This window comes from Stenotrophomonas sp. AG209, assembly GCF_003550055.1.
GTDB lineage: Bacteria > Pseudomonadota > Gammaproteobacteria > Xanthomonadales > Xanthomonadaceae > Stenotrophomonas.
This window is the reverse complement of sequence record NZ_QXDB01000003.1, coordinates 389,730-404,742: the sequence shown is the minus strand read 5'-3', so window position 1 is coordinate 404,742 and position 15,013 is coordinate 389,730. Positions and strand designations below refer to the sequence as shown.

Here is a 15,013-nt window from a genome sequence, read left to right as displayed (position 1 = left end):
CGAGCAAGCCGCGGCCGAGCCTACAGGGACGTACTTGCGGCGTGTCCTGCCCCGTCCGGCCCCCGCCGCCCCACCCGACATCAGGCAGGCGCAACGCTTTCCTCAACACACCCGTCCATTCATAAAAACCATTGATAGGAATGAAATTAGTAGTATCCTATCTATCTCTTATGGACCGACCCCTCGACGAGCGCACCGTGCTGCAGATGCAGCTCAGCTCCGGCCTGCTGTACGCAGGGCGGCAGTGGCAGCGCCTGGCCGACAGCCGGCTCGGCAGCTACGGCATCTCCACCGCCTGCACCATGCCCCTGCTGATGATCGGCCGCTCCGGCGGTGGCATCCGCCAGGTGGCGCTGGCCCAGCAGCTGGGCATGGAGGGTCCTTCCCTGGTGCGCCTGCTGGACAAGCTGTGCGCCAGCGACCTGGTCCGCCGCGAGAGCGACGCCAGCGACCGCCGCGCCAACCTGCTGTGGCTGACCGATGCGGGACACGCGCTGGTCAGCGAGCTGGAAGACCAGTTGATCGGCCTGCGCCAGGACGTGTTCGGCGAGCTTTCCATGGATGAACTGCACGCCGTGCTGAAGGCATGGCGCCTGCTGGCCGAGGCCGCCGACCGCATCACGTAAGAGCGCTGCCCCCGAATACCGCCGCTGCCGTGCACACGCCAGCGGCTTTTACCCGTTGCCGTTGTTTCGTTGTTCCTCCCCCTCCCCCACCTCGCCCCCGCCCCTACCGATGCCCGGTGAATTCAGTCTCCACGGAGTGTTCGTCCCGACCCTGCTCGGGTTGATGTTGTTGGCCTATTTGGTCAACAGCGGCCTGCACGCGCTGCTGCAGCGTGCCGGCGCCTACCGCCATGTATGGCACCCGGCGCTGTTCAACCTGGCCCTGTACGGGATCGTGCTTGGCCTGCTGTTCCACCTCCTGCGTTGGATGCAATCGTGAACAAGATCGTGAAGAAGACCCTGCCGGTGCTGCTCACCAGCGCAGCCGTGATCGTCGCCCTGCTGGTGCTGCGCCAGCTGTGGGTCTATTACATGGATGAGCCGTGGACCCGCGATGCCCATGTCGGCGCCGACGTGGTGCAGGTGGCGCCGGACGTGTCCGGGCTGGTGGAAACGGTGCAGGTGGCCGACAACCAGGCGGTGAAGAAGGGCGACCTGCTGTTCGTGGTCGACCGCGCCCGTTACCGCATCGCGCTGGAGCAGGCCCGTGCCAGCCTGGCAGAGCGCCAGGCCTCGGTGGCACAGCTGCGCCGCGAGATCGGCCGTGACCACAGCCTGCAGGACCTGGTCGCCGCCGAGGACGCCGAAGTGCGCCGCGCCAAGCTGCAGGCCGCACAGGCTGCGCTGGCCACCGCACAGGCGGCGGTCGACCTGGCCGAGCTCAACCTTGGCCGCACCGAGGTGCGCGCACCGGCCGATGGCCGGGTCAACGACCGCACCATGCGCGTGGGCGACTACGTGGTGGCCGGCAAGCCGGTGCTGGCGCTGCTGGATATCGGCTCGTTCCGCATCGATGGCTACTTCGAGGAAACCCGCCTGCGCGGCGTGGCGCCGGGGCAGCGCGTGGACATCCGCCTGATGGGTGAATCGGCGCCGCTGCGCGGCCATGTCGAGAGCATCGCCGCCGGCATCGAGGACCGCTACCGCAGCAATGGCAGCACCCTGCTGCCGAACGTGACCCCGGCCTTCGACTGGGTGCGGCTGGCGCAGCGCATCCCGGTGCGCATCGCCATCGACGAAGTACCCAAGGGCGTGGAACTGATCGCCGGCCGCACCGCCACGGTGACCGTGGACACCGGCCGCCACCCGCACAGCGACAAGGCCGGCACCGCGCCGACACAGGCGGGCCTGTGAACGCCGCCCTGCCCCGTTTCGGCCTGATCGTCGCGCTGGCCAGCCTGACCGCATGCAGGACCGTTGGCCCGGATTACGCGCTGCCGGAAGGCTCGGCGTTCAAGCGCCCGCAGGCCAATGCGGCCTTCATCGATACCCAGAACCCGCAGGTGGCCGCCAACCAGGCGCTGCCCGACCGCTGGTGGTCGCTGTACAACGACCCGGTGCTGGACGGGCTGATCACCCAGGCGCTGCGTGACAACGTTGAACTGAAGGCCGCTGATGCGCACCTTCGCCGTGCCGCAGCGGTGTACGAACAGGCGCTGGACGCCGGCGGCTTCGAGTACGAGGCCGAGGCCGGGGTCAGCCGCGCGCAGCTGTCGGCCGAATCGTTCCTGCAGGAACACGAGCTGCCGGTGATCAACCTGGCCGATGGCAAGTTCGCGGTCAGCTACCAGTTCGACCTGTTCGGCAAGCTCAAGCGCGGCGCCGAAGCGGCGCGAGCCGACGAACAGTCGGTTGCCGCAGCACGTGACCTGGCCCAGGTCAGCGTGGTCGCGCAGGTGGCCGACAGCTACCTGGAGATCTGCCACGCCAACCACGAGCTGCACGTGGCCGAGCATTCGCTGCAGCTGCAGCAGCGCAGCCGTTCGGTCACCCAGCGCCTGATCGATGCCGGTCGCGGCACGCCGCCGGAGCTGGCCCGCGCCAATGCCCAGGTGGCGCTGCTGGAAGCTGCATTGCCGCCGCTGCGCGCGCAGCGTTCGGCGGCCGCCTATTCGCTGGCCGCGCTGCTCGGGCAGACCCCGGGCCAGCTGCCGGCCGGCGTGATCGACTGTGCACACGCGCCCAGCCTGGCGCAGCCGCTGCCGGTCGGTGATGGCCGCGCACTGCTGCAGCGCCGCCCGGACGTGCGCCAGGCCGAGCGCAAGCTGGCCTCCGCCACGGCACGGATTGGCGTGGCCACCGCCGAGCTGTACCCGGACATCCGCCTGGGGGCCTCGCTCGGTGCCGCCGGCCTGCTTGAGGACTTCGGCACGCCGATGACCCAGCAGTGGTCGATCGGCCCACTGATCTCGTGGACGTTGCCGTCGTCCGGCACCCACGCACGCATCCACGCCGCCGAGGCGGGTGCCGATGCGGCGCTGGCCGAGTTCGACCACACCGTGCTGCAGGCGCTGCGCGAGACCCAGACCGCACTGGATCGCTACGCGCAGGACCTGCGCCGGCTGCAGTCGCTGCGCACTGCGCAGGAGCAGGCCGCACTGGCCGCCGAGCAGAACCGCCGGCTGTACCAGGGCGGCCGCACGCCGTACCTGTCCAGCCTGGATGCCGACCGCAGCCTGGCCACCAGCGACGCCACCCTGGCCGCCGCCGAAGCGCAGGTCTCGCGCGACCAGATCCACCTGTTCCTGGTGCTGGGTGGTGGCTGGCAGGCCAGCGCCGCCGCGCCCAACGCCTCGACCGCAGCGAAGTAAGCCATGAACGCGCTGACCGACCGCCAGGCCTGGCTGTTCTCGATCAAGACCTACCTGGCCGCGGTGGCCGCGCTGTACATCGCCATGGCCGGCAACCTGTCGCGCCCGTACTGGGCGATGGGCACGGTGTACATCGTCAGCCAGCCGCTGCTGGGCCCAACCCGGGCCAAGGGCGTGTACCGCATCGTCGGCACCCTGGTGGCCGGCCTGGCCACCCTGCTGGTGCTGCCGGCGCTGGTGGAAACGCCGCTGGTGCTGAGCGCGGCGATGTCGATCTGGCTGGCCGGCTGCCTGTTCATGGCCCTGCTCAACCGCGGACCGCGCGGCTACGCGTTCCTGCTGGCCGGCTACACCACCGCCTTCATCGGCTTCCCGGCGGTGACCTCGCCGGAAACCATCTTCGACACGGTGGTGGCACGCAGCGAGGAGATCATCCTCGGCACGGTGGTGGCGGTGATGTTCGCCTCGCTGCTGTTCCCGGCCTCGGTGCGCCCGATGCTGCGCGCGCGCATCGGCAACTGGATGGAGGACGCCGCGCAGTGGTGCCGGCAGATCCTTGAACGTGGCCGCGCGCATGCGCCGCGCAACCGGCTGGCCGCCGACCTGGTGCAGTTCGAGGCGCTGATCGAGTTCCTGCGCCGCGATGATCCGCGCCATGCCGGTTCGGCGGTGTCGATGGAGCGCCTGCGCGAGCGCATGCTGCTGCTGTTGCCGGTGCTGTCGTCGATTGCCGACCGCCTGAGTGCGCTGCGCAGCGACGGCCAGGCCCTGCCGGAAGGGCTGCCGGCACTGGTCGATGACATCCACGACTGGCTGGATGGCCCGACCAACGCCAGCGAATACGCCCGCCTGCGCGCGCGCATCAGCGCACTGAAGCCGCAGGTGGACCGCGACCTGCAGCACCTGCAACTGGCCAGCCTGCTGCTGCGCCTGGAAGAGCTGGTGGACCTGTGGCAGGACTGCCGCACGCTGCAGCACGCGATCGACCACGGCACCGCGCCGCTGGACCGCGCGCACTACCGCATCCGCACCGAGCGCGTGGCCGCTGACAAGCACGTCGACTACGGCATGGCGCTGTTTTCCGCGCTCAGTGCCGGCGTGGCGCTGATGAGCTATTGCGTGCTGTGGATCGCGCTGGGTTGGGAAGGTGGTGGCAACGGCGCGATGATGGCCGCGGTAACCGCCGCGTTCTTCGCCGCGCAGGACGACCCGGCACCGAGCATGGTGTCGTTCCTGGTGTGGGCGATGGTCGCCTCGGTGGTGGCCGGTGTGTACCTGTTCGGTGTGTTCCCCGCGGTGCACGACTTCGGCCTGCTGGCACTGGTGCTGGCAGTGGTGTTCCTGCCACTGGGGCTGATGCTGCACCACCCCAAGAGCGCGCTGTTCGCGCTGCCGCTGACGGTGAATCTGGCCGCGCTGCTGAGTCTGCAGAACACCTATAGCGCCAACATCCAGACCTTCCTCAACTCGTCGATCGCGATGTTCATCGGCATTGGCTTTGCGGTGGTGATGACCCGCCTGTTCCGTTCGGTGGGTGCCGAGTGGACCGCGCGCCGGCTGGTGCGGCAGGGCTGGACCACGCTGGCCGAAGCCGCCGAAGGACGTGGCCAGCAGGACCGCCAGCGCTTCGCCGCACGCATGCTCGACCTGCTGGGCCTGCTCGCCCCGCGCCTGGCGGCAACGCCGGAGGGCAGCGACATCGCCTCGGTGGACATGCTCAATGAAGCGCGCATCGGCCTGAACATCCTGCAGCTGCGCCGCGCACGATTGGAACTGCCCGAGCGCAGCCGCGAAGCGGTCGAGCACATCCTGGAAGAGATCGCCGCGCACTACCGGCGGCAGATTGCCGCGCGCAAACCGATTGTGGCCGCCGAAGCGCTGCGCGAGCGGCTGGATACCTCGCTGGGCCGGGTCGGCAGCGTGGCCGCGTGCAAGGCGCGCGACGAAGCGCTGATGGGCCTGATCGGCCTGCGCTTCGCGCTGTTCCCGGAGGCCAAGGCATTGGCGCCGGGGTTGGCGATGAGCGCGGCCGCGCAGCCGTAGCGCGATACCCTGTGCGTCCACAGACTCCGCGCCGGGGTCGGATCCTTTGCCCCCGGCGAAGGCTCTGACCCCCGCCCCGCACAGGAAGCCCCAATGAGCTACGACATGATGGTGTTCGAGGCCAGCGCCGCCCCGCGCGAGGCCGCGGCTTTCATCGCCTGGTTCGAGAAGCAGACGCAGTGGAACGAGCGCCACGAGTACGACGACCCGGCGGTCAGCAGCCCGGCGCTGCAGGCGTGGTTTGCCGAGATGGCACAGGAGTTCCCGCCGATGAACGGGCCGCTGAGCAACGACGACGATGATCGTGCCGAGGTGACCGAGTACAGCATCGGTAGTCAGGTGATCTACGGTGCGTTCGCCTACTCGGTGGCCGAGCGCGCACACGGACGGGTGCAGGACCTGGCCGAGAAGCACGGCGTGGGCTTCTTCGATGTGAGTGCCGATGAAGCAGCGATCGTGTTCCCCGATGGGCTGGTACTGATCGCGTAATGACGCAGGGTCGGATCCCTCCCGGAGGGAGGGCTCTGACCCGGAGCATGCGTGCCTCGGCGACGGGGGCCGGATCCCGTTCCCATTGGGAACGGGATCCGACCCCTCTTCAGAACAGCGTGCCCTGCACCGTGGGCTGTTCAATGCGCGCCGGTGCTTCGGCGACCGCTTCCGCACCCAGCCGCCAGGCCAGGCCACCCAACCGGCTGGCGTGGCGCTTCAGCGCGGCCTGCAGCACGTCGGCGCTGCCCGCCACATGCAGCACCTGGCGGGCGCGGGTCAGGCCGGTGTAGACCAGTTCGCGCGACAGCACGCGGCTGTCCTGCCGTGGCAGCTGCAACCATACTTCGTCGAACTCCGAGCCCTGTGCCTTGTGCACGGTCATCGCGAAGGCGCTTTCGTGCGCGGGCAATGCGGCCGGGTGGAAGGCGCGCGGCTGATCGACGCTGTCGCCGGGGAACCAGGCCACCATCGCGCCGCTGCCATCGCGCAGGCAGATGCCGATATCGCCGTTGAACAGGCGGTGCCGGTAGCTGTTCTCGGTGACCAGCAGCAGGCGCCCCTGGAAGTAGCCCGGGGTGTTGCCGGCCAGCAGCTGTTCGATGCGGCTGTTGAGCCCGCGCGCGCCCTGCGGGCCTTCGCGCAACGCGGTCAGCACGCGCAGGCGCCCGGCCTGCTGCAGGGCAAGCACTGGATCGGCTGCGTCGGCCAGTGCACGCCAGTGGCCCAGCAGGTGCTCACGCTGGCCACGCAGCGGATCGGCTTCGCCTTCGTGGAAATGCACGCCGGCCAGTTCACCACTGCGCAGCAGCTGCAGCGCGGTACTGCTGTCGCCCTCGCGCACGGCATGGGCCAGTGGTGCCAGGTCCAGCGCATTGCTCTGCCGGTAGCCGCGCTGCAGCTGCACGCGGCGCCCGGCGAAGGCGCGTGGTGTGGCCTGCGGCTGCAAGGTAGCCGGTGCCAGCAGGCCATGCAGTGCCTGCGCGTCATCGGCGCGGGTGCCGATGCCATCACCGCTGGCGCGCAGGATCGCACTGAGCACGTCGCCGGCCTCGACCGAGGGCAGCTGGTCAGGATCGCCGAGCAGGATCAGCCGGGTACCGCTGGCAATCGCGTCGACCAGCTTGGCCATCATCGGCAGATCGATCATCGAGGCTTCGTCGACCACCACCACGTCCACCGGCAGCGGATTGTCGGCGAGGTGACGGAAGCGCGGTGAATCGGGAATCACCCCGAGCAGGCGATGCAGGGTGGTGCCGGTACTGGGCAAAGTCGCGCATAGCGCCGGGTCCAGTCCTTGTTCCTGCAGGCGTTGCACGGCGACGCGCAGGCTCTCGGCCATGCGCTCGGCGGCGCGCCCGGTGGGCGCGGCCAACGCCACCTCGGGCAGCGCCTGGCCGGCATGCCGGGCCTGTGCAGCCAGCAGCAGCAACAGGCGCGCGATGGTGGTGGTCTTGCCGGTGCCGGGGCCGCCGGTGACCAGTGCCAACGGATGGCGCAGGGTCACGCCGGCGGCGCGTGCCTGATGATCCTCGCTGCCCGATGCCTGCGGGAACAGCTGCGCGAACAGCGGTGCCAGCGCGGCCATGTCCGGTGCCGGCAGCGGATGCCGACCAATGCGCTGCAGGCCGGCCGCCAGCTGGCGCTCGTACTCGCGATAGCGGCGCAGGTAGAGCAGCCCGTTTTCCAGCACCAGCGGTGCATCCTCGGCGATGGCATCGGCCTGCTCCGGCGTCGCCACCCACGGCGATGCGCGCAGCTGCGCCAGCCAGTCCTGCGCGGCAGGCCACTCGGGCACGCCTTCCAGCAACCGCTGCGGTTGTGCCGGATCGAACGCAGCGTGGCCCTGCGACACCGCCAGCGAGGCCAACGCGGCCGCCAGCGCCACGCTTTCCGGGGTGTCGTCACGCAGCCGCTGCAGGCTGGTCGCCAGTGCATGGTCGAGGGTGCGCAGCTGTCCCTTCTGGTGCAGTTCCTTCAGCAGGCTCATGCGCTGGCTCCACGGGCACGTGCGGCCAGTTCGGCCTGGGCCTGCTCGCCACCGGCGAACAATGCATCCAGCGCATCCACCAGCGCCAACGGGAAGCGGTCCACATGCACACCGTTGCCGGCGGCATCCAGGCCGCGACAGAACAGGTAGCGGATGCCGCCCATGTCGCGCTCGTAGTCATAGGCCGCGCCCAGGCGGAAACGCAACCAGCGATGCAGAGCCACCGTATAGATCAGCGCCTGCAGGTCGTACTCGCTGTGGCGCATGGCAATGGCCAGCAGGTCCGGGCTGTAGCCCGGCAGGCGGTTGGATTTGTAGTCGAGCACGTACCAGCGCCCGTCGCGCACGTAGGTCAGGTCGATCATGCCGGTCATCAGCCCTTCCAGGCGGCGGCGCTGGCCGAAGCCGCGACGCGTACTGGAAACCCCATGTGCATGCAGCACCTGCAACAGCGCCGGTACCGTGGTCGGTTCGATGGCGAAATGGAAGTCGATTTCCGCGCGGCGCTCGCCTTCGCCCAGGCTGTGCAGCGCACCGCCCTCGGGCAGCGGCACGGTGAGCGTGTGGCCCACCAGCGGCACCAGCACCGCCACGCCATCGTCCAGGTCGACGTCGGCATAACCTTCGTCGTGCAGCGCCTTGCGCAGCACCTCGGCCTGGCCCTCTGGAGCTTCCAGACCCGGCTGCCAGTCAGCCCAGGCAGCGAAGTCGACGTTCTCCATCGCTTCGTGCAGCACGTTGCCGAAGCGACTGCCCATGAAGCGCGGGTCGACCGCTGCGCTGTCCTCGGCCGCCGCAGCGGGTTCCGGCAGCGCCGGTTCCAGCGGCAGTTCCGGACCTGCGGGTTCGTCGGCGGCGGGCGCCGGCAGCTCGGTGGCGGCGGCTTCGATATCACTGCCAGCACCCGCGTCGGCATGTGCCAGCTGGGTAAAGCTGTACACCCACCAGTCGTGGGGTACGCGCCGGGTCAGGGCACGCACCGCCGGAAGGTCACCTTCCACTTCGGCTGCCAGCTGCGGCAGCGCAGCCGGTGTCTCGCTGTCATCGATGTGCACGTCGGCCTGGGCGCGCAACGCCTGCAGGTCACCCAGCAGCGGTGCCAGCCGTGTCCTGCCCAGCCCGGCCAGATCACCCACCGCGATCCACAGCGCGTGTTCGGCGCGGGTCAGGCCAACATACAGCAGGCGTGCATCCTCGGCGCGCTGCTCGCGCTCGCGCTGGGCACTGGCCGCTTCCCAGGCTTCGTCCTTGTCCAGCTTCCAGTGCAGCTGGCGCTGGCCATCGACGTGCACGGTGCAGTGCGAAGCGGTGTTCGGCGCGCCGCCGTCGATGCCGACGAAGGGCAGGAACACCAGCGGATACTCCAGGCCCTTGCTCTTGTGCAGGGTGATGATCTGCACGCGGCGCGCATCCGATTCCAGGCGCAGCAGCTGCTGCTCGTCATCCTGGTCGGCGCTGGCCATCTGCCCCTGCAGCCAGTCCAGCAGGCCATGCATGCCGAGCGCCTGCGCCGAGGCTTCCTGCAGCAGTTCGCCCAGCTGCAGGTAGTTGGTCAGGCGGCGCTCGCCATCGATCAGCGCCAGCAGGCGTTCGCCCTGCGCGGCACAGACATCGGCGATCACCGCGAACGGTCCGCCGCGCTGCCAGCGCTCGCGCCAGTGCAGCAGCTGTGCCTGGAAATCGCGTTGCAGGTCGCCCTCGCGTTCCATCGCCGCGATCGCGCTGGCCCGCTGGCCCAGCAGTACCGTGGCCAGCGCTGCACGCAGGCGGCCTTCGTCGGCCGGTTGCAGCAGTGCTAGCAGCAGCGCACGAAGATCGCGCGCTTCAAGGGTGGAAAACAGGCTCTGCTTGCCGGCCGCCACCGCAGGAATACCGACCGCGGCCAGCGCCCGTTGCACCAGCGTCGCTTCGCGATGCGAGCGCACCAGCACCGCGATGTCACCCGGCCGCACCGGATGACCACGCAGCACGGCACTGCCCGCACGCGCCTCGACCAGGATCCGGTGGATCGCCGCCACGCAGGCCTGGGTCGCTGCCTCACGCGAGGCGTCCGCACTCATCGCCTTGTCACCGCCACTACGCAGCACGCGCAGGGTAAGTGCCGTGGCGGCGTGGCCGTCGCGCAGGTAGTCCTCATCGCTGCGCACGCCACCGGGACGCACCGGCTCGAACTGGATGTCGCGTTCGAGGAAGGCGTCTTCACCACCGTTGTCGTACAGCGCCTGCAGCGCACGCAGCACAGCCGGCCGCGAGCGGAAGTTCTGGTCCAGCACCGGCGCCTGCCGCGCCACCTGCTTGGCCTTCAGGTAGGTGTGGATGTCGCCACCGCGGAAACCGTAGATCGCCTGCTTGGGGTCGCCGATCAGGAACAGCGCCGGTGCCAGGCCGAGTTCGCGCACCTCCGGCGAATCGCCGAACACGGTGTGGAAGATGCCCCACTGGCGATCATCGGTGTCCTGGAACTCATCGACCAGTGCGATGCGATACTGCGCGCGCAGCTGCCTGACCAGCGCCTGCCGCTGCGGGCCTTCCAGGGCCAGCGCTACGCCATCAATCAGATCGTCGTAGGTCTGTACCCGGCGGGTGCGCTTCAGCGCCTGCAGGCGCTGCGTGGCTTCGGCGCGAAGCGCGTGCAGGAAATTCAGCGCGGTGGCACGCAACCAGGCATCGCGTTCGGCCAGCAGCGCGACATAGCGCGCCAACGGCGCCTGCACTGGCGACGACGGCGTGCGGTCGGGGAATTTCTTGTTGGTCTTGTCGGCCAACACGTCCGGCAGCAGTGCCGGCAGGCGTTCGCTGGCCAGCAGCTCGCGCGGGTCGGCGCGCCCGGCCCAGGCCAGCAGCTGCCGCCCCAGCGTGTGCAGCCAGCCCAGCTTGTAGGACACCCCGTTGATCCACTTGTTGTCGACGGCATCGCAGAGGTCGATGAAGAACTGCTCGCCATGCTCGCGCAGCGCCAGCTGCAGTTCGGCGGCGGTGGCCTGCAATGCCGGGTGTGGATCGGCCAGCGCCACCGGCCGTGGCAACGGGTGCAGAGGCGGCGCAGCCAGCAGCGCGCGCAGATCGGCGGCCAGCGCGTCCGGGTTGGACCACAGCCAGGTCAGCGGTTCCAGCGTGGCCGGGTCGTTGGCGTGCACCCGCCACAGATCGGCGGCCAGCTCCTCCAGCAGCTCACGGTCGCTGGCCAGCAGTTCCGGCGGATCGAAGGTGTGGCCGCTTTCCAGCGCGTGCTCGCGCAGCACCCGGGTGCAGAAGCCATGGATGGTGAAGATGGACGCCAAGTCGATTTCGTCGGCGGCCACCTGCAGGCGGCGCTTCAGTGCGGCAGCGCTCTCGGTGCCCCCCTGCAGATGGCGCTGCAGCACGTCGCGGGTCAATCTCGCGTCCGGTGCTTCGCCCTCGGCCGGTTCCAGATCGACCAGGCGCGCGGCCAGCGCCAGGCGCTCGCGGATGCGCTTGCGCAGTTCCTGGGTGGCGGCATCGGTGAAGGTCACCGCCAGGATCTGGCCGATGCGCAGGCCCTGCTCCACCACCAGGCGGGTGAACAACGTGGCCAGGGTGAAGGTCTTGCCGGTGCCGGCGCTGGCTTCGATAAGGCGGATGCCGTCCAGCGGCAGGGCCAGATAGGGATCGCGGCTGAGAGATTCGATGCCGTCTCCGGCGATGGCGGTGCTCATGCGCTGCCCTCCTGGCGTGTATCAGCGCCAAGGGTTCGGCCTTCGCGTACCGCGCTGAAGACCACCTGGCTGTTGCGCAACAGGTCGGCATAGCTGGCGTCGGTGGCGAACGGGTCGGCGCCACGCAGCAGCAGCTGCCAGGCATCGCTGCTGGATTCACCCCAGCTGCGGTCGCTGCCGTGCCACTGCTTCCAGCCTTCGCTGCGCTGTTTTTCGGCTGGCGCGTTGTACAGCACCCAGCCGGTGTACGGGGCAAAGCGCAGCGGTTCACGCAGGCCACGTTGGCGCAGCTGCAGCAGTGCGCGCAGCGCGGCGCGTGCAGCAGGAACGCTCAACGCAGGCAATACGTGCGGGCCAGGACCGGCATCGCCGCCGTCGTGGAACTGCACCAGCGGCAGCGCATCGCCAGCTGCGTTGGCCAGCAGCCAGTCCAGGCCCTGGCGGATCACCGCATTGCCATTGAGGGTACCGGCGCGCAGGCGCACCAGCCCTTCGGGATGCCGATCGGCCACCCGGCCATGCAGGCGCACGCCATCGATCTCCACCTCGTAGCGGCGGCTTTCCAGCGGTTCGCCCTGCATCCAGCCCAGCAGTGCGCTGGCATACGGGCGGGTCTTCAACTGCTCCACCTCGAACTGGCGCTCGCCCAAGGGGCCGGAGGGCAGCAGGCCGCGTGCGCGCAGGCGCGGGTACAACGGCTCGGTATCGCCACTGAGCGTGGCGCGCACCACCGCCGCCTGCACGCTGCGCTTTTCCGGGCCGCGCGATGACAGCACCAGCGGCTCCAGGTCATCGACCTCCTCGACGTCGTCGGCCAGGCGCAGGCCCAGCGACTGCGCCAGGAACTGCCCGGCCGGGTCGCACAGGAAGCGGCGCAGGGTATCGAGTGCAACGTCGTCTTCCACCGCATCGTCAAGCGGCGGCGGCAACGGTGCATCGAACCACGGCTGCAGGCCCCCACGCTCGCCGGTGAGGCGACCAGCGGCCGGATGCCACTGGCGGCGATAGCTGAAGCGGCGTGGATCGCCATCACCGAACGCCGCCGGCGAGAACGGCTGCAGTGCGTGGCGCACGGTGAAGTCGCGGACCGCCGCAGGCGGATCGAGGTGATACGCGGCCGCGGCATCGATCAGTTCACTGACCAGCACCGACGGCTCGCGCACGCTGCCATCGCGCGGATCGGCACCGAGGTAACTCAGGTAGAACACCTCCTGCGCGGCAGCGAACAGCTGCAGGAACAGGAAACGGTCATCCTCGCGGGTGGAGCGGTCGCCCGGACGGCGGCGCGGCGTGTCCAGCTCGGCAGTGAGCTGGTTGAGACCGGCCGCCGGGTCGCGGCGCGGGAAATCGCCATCATTGAGACCGAGCACGCAGATCACCCGGAACGGCAGCAGGCGCATCGGCACCATGCGGCCGAAGCTGATGCCACCGGTCAGCAGCGGCGCGCGCGTATCGGCCTCGCCCAGCGCGCCGGCGAAGTGCGAACGCACCACCTCCGGTGGCACACCGTCTTCGAAACCGGCCTTGGCGGCATCGTCGGCGAACTGGTTGAGCAGCTTGCGCAGGCGCTCCAGCGCACGCTGGCTGTTGGGCGAGCTGGGCGCGGTCGGCAGCAGCGCGTCCAGCAGCGACAGCAGGCGCTGTCGCCACTGCGCCGGCGTCAGCAGCTCGCCGAGGCGGCGCTGGTAGATCGCCAACACGCGCAGCAGGCGCAGCAGCCGGTCGAGCGCTTCCAATGCGCCGCCCTCCAGCTCGATCCACGGTGCAACACCGGCCAGGTCGGCCTCGCTGCCGGTCGCGTGACCGAGCACCAGGCGGTCCAGCGCGAACTGCCAGGTGTAGGCGTCGTCGGCCGGTGCCTGGTGCTGGTTGCGGTGCTTCGCATCCAGGCCCCAGCGTGCGCCGGCCTGCTGCAGCCAGCCATGCAGGCGGTCGAAGTCCACCGCTTCCAGACCGGCCGCTTCGGCCAGTGGCGCGCTGGCCAGCAGGTCCAGCACTTCATTCAGGCCGAAACGCGAGACCGGCAGGCCCAGCAGGTGTACGAACACATCGGCCAACGGCTCGCCCGCCAGTGGACTGCTGTCGGCCAGCGCATAGGGAATGTGCTCTTCCTCGCCGCCACGGCCACCGAACACCGCTTCCAGGTACGGCACATAGGGATCGATGTCCGGCGCCAGCACCGCGATCTCGCGCGCCTGCAGCGGCGGATCGAAGCGCGGGTCCTGCAGCAGGCTGCGCAGCTGGTCGTGCAGCACCTGCAACTCGCGCAGGCGGGTATGGCAGGCATGCACCTGCAGGCTGGGGTCGTCGCGACGCAGCCCGTCGCGCAGCTGCCCCGAAGGCAGTGCACGGCGATGGAACAGGTCGCGCTGCAGGCGATGCAGCAGGCTGTCGGACAGGCCACCTTCGTCCAGGGTCGGCCGGGTGTCCTCCTCCGGATCGGAATAGGCCGCAATCTCGCCGGCCGGGTGCACCACCTCGTAGCTGCCCAGCACCGCCATGAAGTCGCGGCCGGCCGCGCCCCAGGCTTCCAGCAGGCGGTTCTCACCGGCCGCTTCACCGAAGGGATCGGGCGCGCCACTGCGCAGGCGCTCGGCCAGCGTCTGCAGGTCACCCCAGTACGACTGCACGGGGGTAGGCATATAGAAGTGCAGCTCGCCCACCCGCGCCTGGGTGGCCATCACGCGCAGCACGTCGGGCGAGATGTTGAGCGTCGCGAACGCGGACATGCGCGGCGGCAAGCCCTGTGGCAATGGCTGGCCGGCGCCCTCGAAGCGGTCCAGGTAGGCCTGGATGCGGCGCGCGCGGTAGTCGTGACCACCGGCGATGGTGCGCCAGAGGATCGCCTGCGGGTCGGCCGGGTCGGCGCCGGCCTCCCAGCGCAGCAGCCAGTCGCGGCGCCAGGCCTGGTACTTCTCGAACACCGACGCCAGTTCACCGGCCAGCGCCCACGGCTTCAATGCGTCGCCACCGGCAAGATAGGACTGCAGCGCGCGCATCGGTGGCTGCGCCAGCAGCGCCGGGTCGCGCAGTGCCTGGTACAGCTTCCAGTGCAGGCCGGCCGCGTCCAGGTCGTCGCGTTCGCCCGGCACATTGGCGTTGAGTGCACGGGCAACGAACTCGCCCGGGGTCAGGAACTCGAGATTGGCAGCCACGCCATACTCGGCAGCGAGTGTCGCTTGCAGCCAACGCCGCATCGCCACCTGCGGGATCAGCACCACCTCCGGCGCCAGCAACGGCTGGCCCGGAACCGGCGCACGCATGTTGCGCGCCAGCAGCGCGGCCAGCACGTCCAGGGAGTTGGAATGGTAGAGGCGGAAATCGCTGCCCGGGTCACTCATCATGCACAGTGTGCAGCACGGCAGGCAGTATTCAATGGCCGGCCCATCGCCGGTACGGATTGTTCCGGGCTGCCAGCCGATTGTCCCGGCCTGGCAAGGGTCTTGCCGTGCCACAATACTGGACCGTCCAGTCTGCTTATGTTCAGCCGACGGGCCC

Annotated in this window: 9 protein-coding genes; 6 read left to right on the top strand and 3 right to left on the bottom strand. The window is 69.6% G+C overall.

Going from position 1 to position 15,013, the window contains the following annotated elements:
* Positions 1–170 precede the first annotated feature (170 nt).
* The 6 genes from DFO63_RS16925 to DFO63_RS16900 all read left to right on the top strand — a co-directional run bounded on the left by DFO63_RS16925 (position 171) and on the right by DFO63_RS16900 (position 5,848).
* Positions 171–626 (top strand): MarR family transcriptional regulator, encoded by a 456-nt coding sequence (locus tag DFO63_RS16925; protein WP_012481667.1) that lies wholly within the window; start codon positions 171–173, stop codon positions 624–626.
* 109 nt (positions 627–735) lie between these two features.
* The gene (locus tag DFO63_RS16920) at positions 736–945 is read left to right on the top strand and encodes a DUF1656 domain-containing protein (RefSeq protein ID WP_010487502.1); all 210 of its coding nucleotides are present in this window, start codon (positions 736–738) and stop codon (positions 943–945) included.
* A complete protein-coding gene (locus DFO63_RS16915; RefSeq protein ID WP_049446860.1) occupies positions 942–1,859 on the top strand; it encodes an HlyD family secretion protein in 918 nt (305 codons plus the stop codon). Before DFO63_RS16920 ends, DFO63_RS16915 begins: the two co-directional genes overlap by 4 nt.
* Positions 1,856–3,316 (top strand): efflux transporter outer membrane subunit, encoded by a 1,461-nt coding sequence (locus tag DFO63_RS16910; protein WP_049446858.1) that lies wholly within the window; start codon positions 1,856–1,858, stop codon positions 3,314–3,316. Before DFO63_RS16915 ends, DFO63_RS16910 begins: the two co-directional genes overlap by 4 nt.
* 3 nt (positions 3,317–3,319) lie before the next feature.
* Complete coding sequence (locus DFO63_RS16905; protein WP_049446856.1) at positions 3,320–5,359, top strand: FUSC family protein; 2,040 nt, start codon at positions 3,320–3,322, stop codon at positions 5,357–5,359.
* A gap of 93 nt (positions 5,360–5,452) precedes the next feature.
* Positions 5,453–5,848 carry a hypothetical protein gene (locus DFO63_RS16900; protein ID WP_049446855.1) on the top strand — a complete coding sequence of 132 codons (396 nt, stop codon included), beginning with the start codon at positions 5,453–5,455 and terminating at the stop codon, positions 5,846–5,848.
* Positions 5,849–5,957: 109 nt separating this feature from the next.
* Here DFO63_RS16900 and recD read toward each other — a convergent pair whose 3' ends face one another.
* From recD to recC, 3 genes are read right to left on the bottom strand one after another with little or no spacing between them, the layout of a single operon-like run.
* Positions 5,958–7,838, bottom strand: a complete 1,881-nt coding sequence (recD, locus tag DFO63_RS16895; RefSeq protein ID WP_101766342.1) for an exodeoxyribonuclease V subunit alpha — start codon at positions 7,836–7,838, stop codon at positions 5,958–5,960.
* Positions 7,835–11,515: an exodeoxyribonuclease V subunit beta gene (recB, locus tag DFO63_RS16890; RefSeq protein WP_049446850.1), complete on the bottom strand. Its 3,681-nt coding sequence runs from the start codon at positions 11,513–11,515 to the stop codon at positions 7,835–7,837. Before recB ends, recD begins: the two co-directional genes overlap by 4 nt.
* On the bottom strand, positions 11,512–14,859 hold the full coding sequence (recC, locus tag DFO63_RS16885; RefSeq protein WP_049446848.1) for an exodeoxyribonuclease V subunit gamma: 3,348 nt from the start codon (positions 14,857–14,859) through the stop codon (positions 11,512–11,514). Before recC ends, recB begins: the two co-directional genes overlap by 4 nt.
* Positions 14,860–15,013 lie beyond the last annotated feature (154 nt).

Excerpts from the sequence above, each read along its gene's own strand:
- recB (WP_049446850.1), bottom strand. The coding sequence starts at position 11,515 with ATGAGCACCGCCATCGCCGGAGACGGCATCGAATCTCTCAGCCGCGAT.
- recC (WP_049446848.1), bottom strand. The coding sequence starts at position 14,859 with ATGATGAGTGACCCGGGCAGCGATTTCCGCCTCTACCATTCCAACTCC.
- DFO63_RS16900 (WP_049446855.1), top strand. The coding sequence starts at position 5,453 with ATGAGCTACGACATGATGGTGTTCGAGGCCAGCGCCGCCCCGCGCGAG.
- recD (WP_101766342.1), bottom strand. The coding sequence starts at position 7,838 with ATGAGCCTGCTGAAGGAACTGCACCAGAAGGGACAGCTGCGCACCCTC.
- DFO63_RS16925 (WP_012481667.1), top strand. The coding sequence starts at position 171 with ATGGACCGACCCCTCGACGAGCGCACCGTGCTGCAGATGCAGCTCAGC.
- DFO63_RS16920 (WP_010487502.1), top strand. The coding sequence starts at position 736 with ATGCCCGGTGAATTCAGTCTCCACGGAGTGTTCGTCCCGACCCTGCTC.
- DFO63_RS16905 (WP_049446856.1), top strand. The coding sequence starts at position 3,320 with ATGAACGCGCTGACCGACCGCCAGGCCTGGCTGTTCTCGATCAAGACC.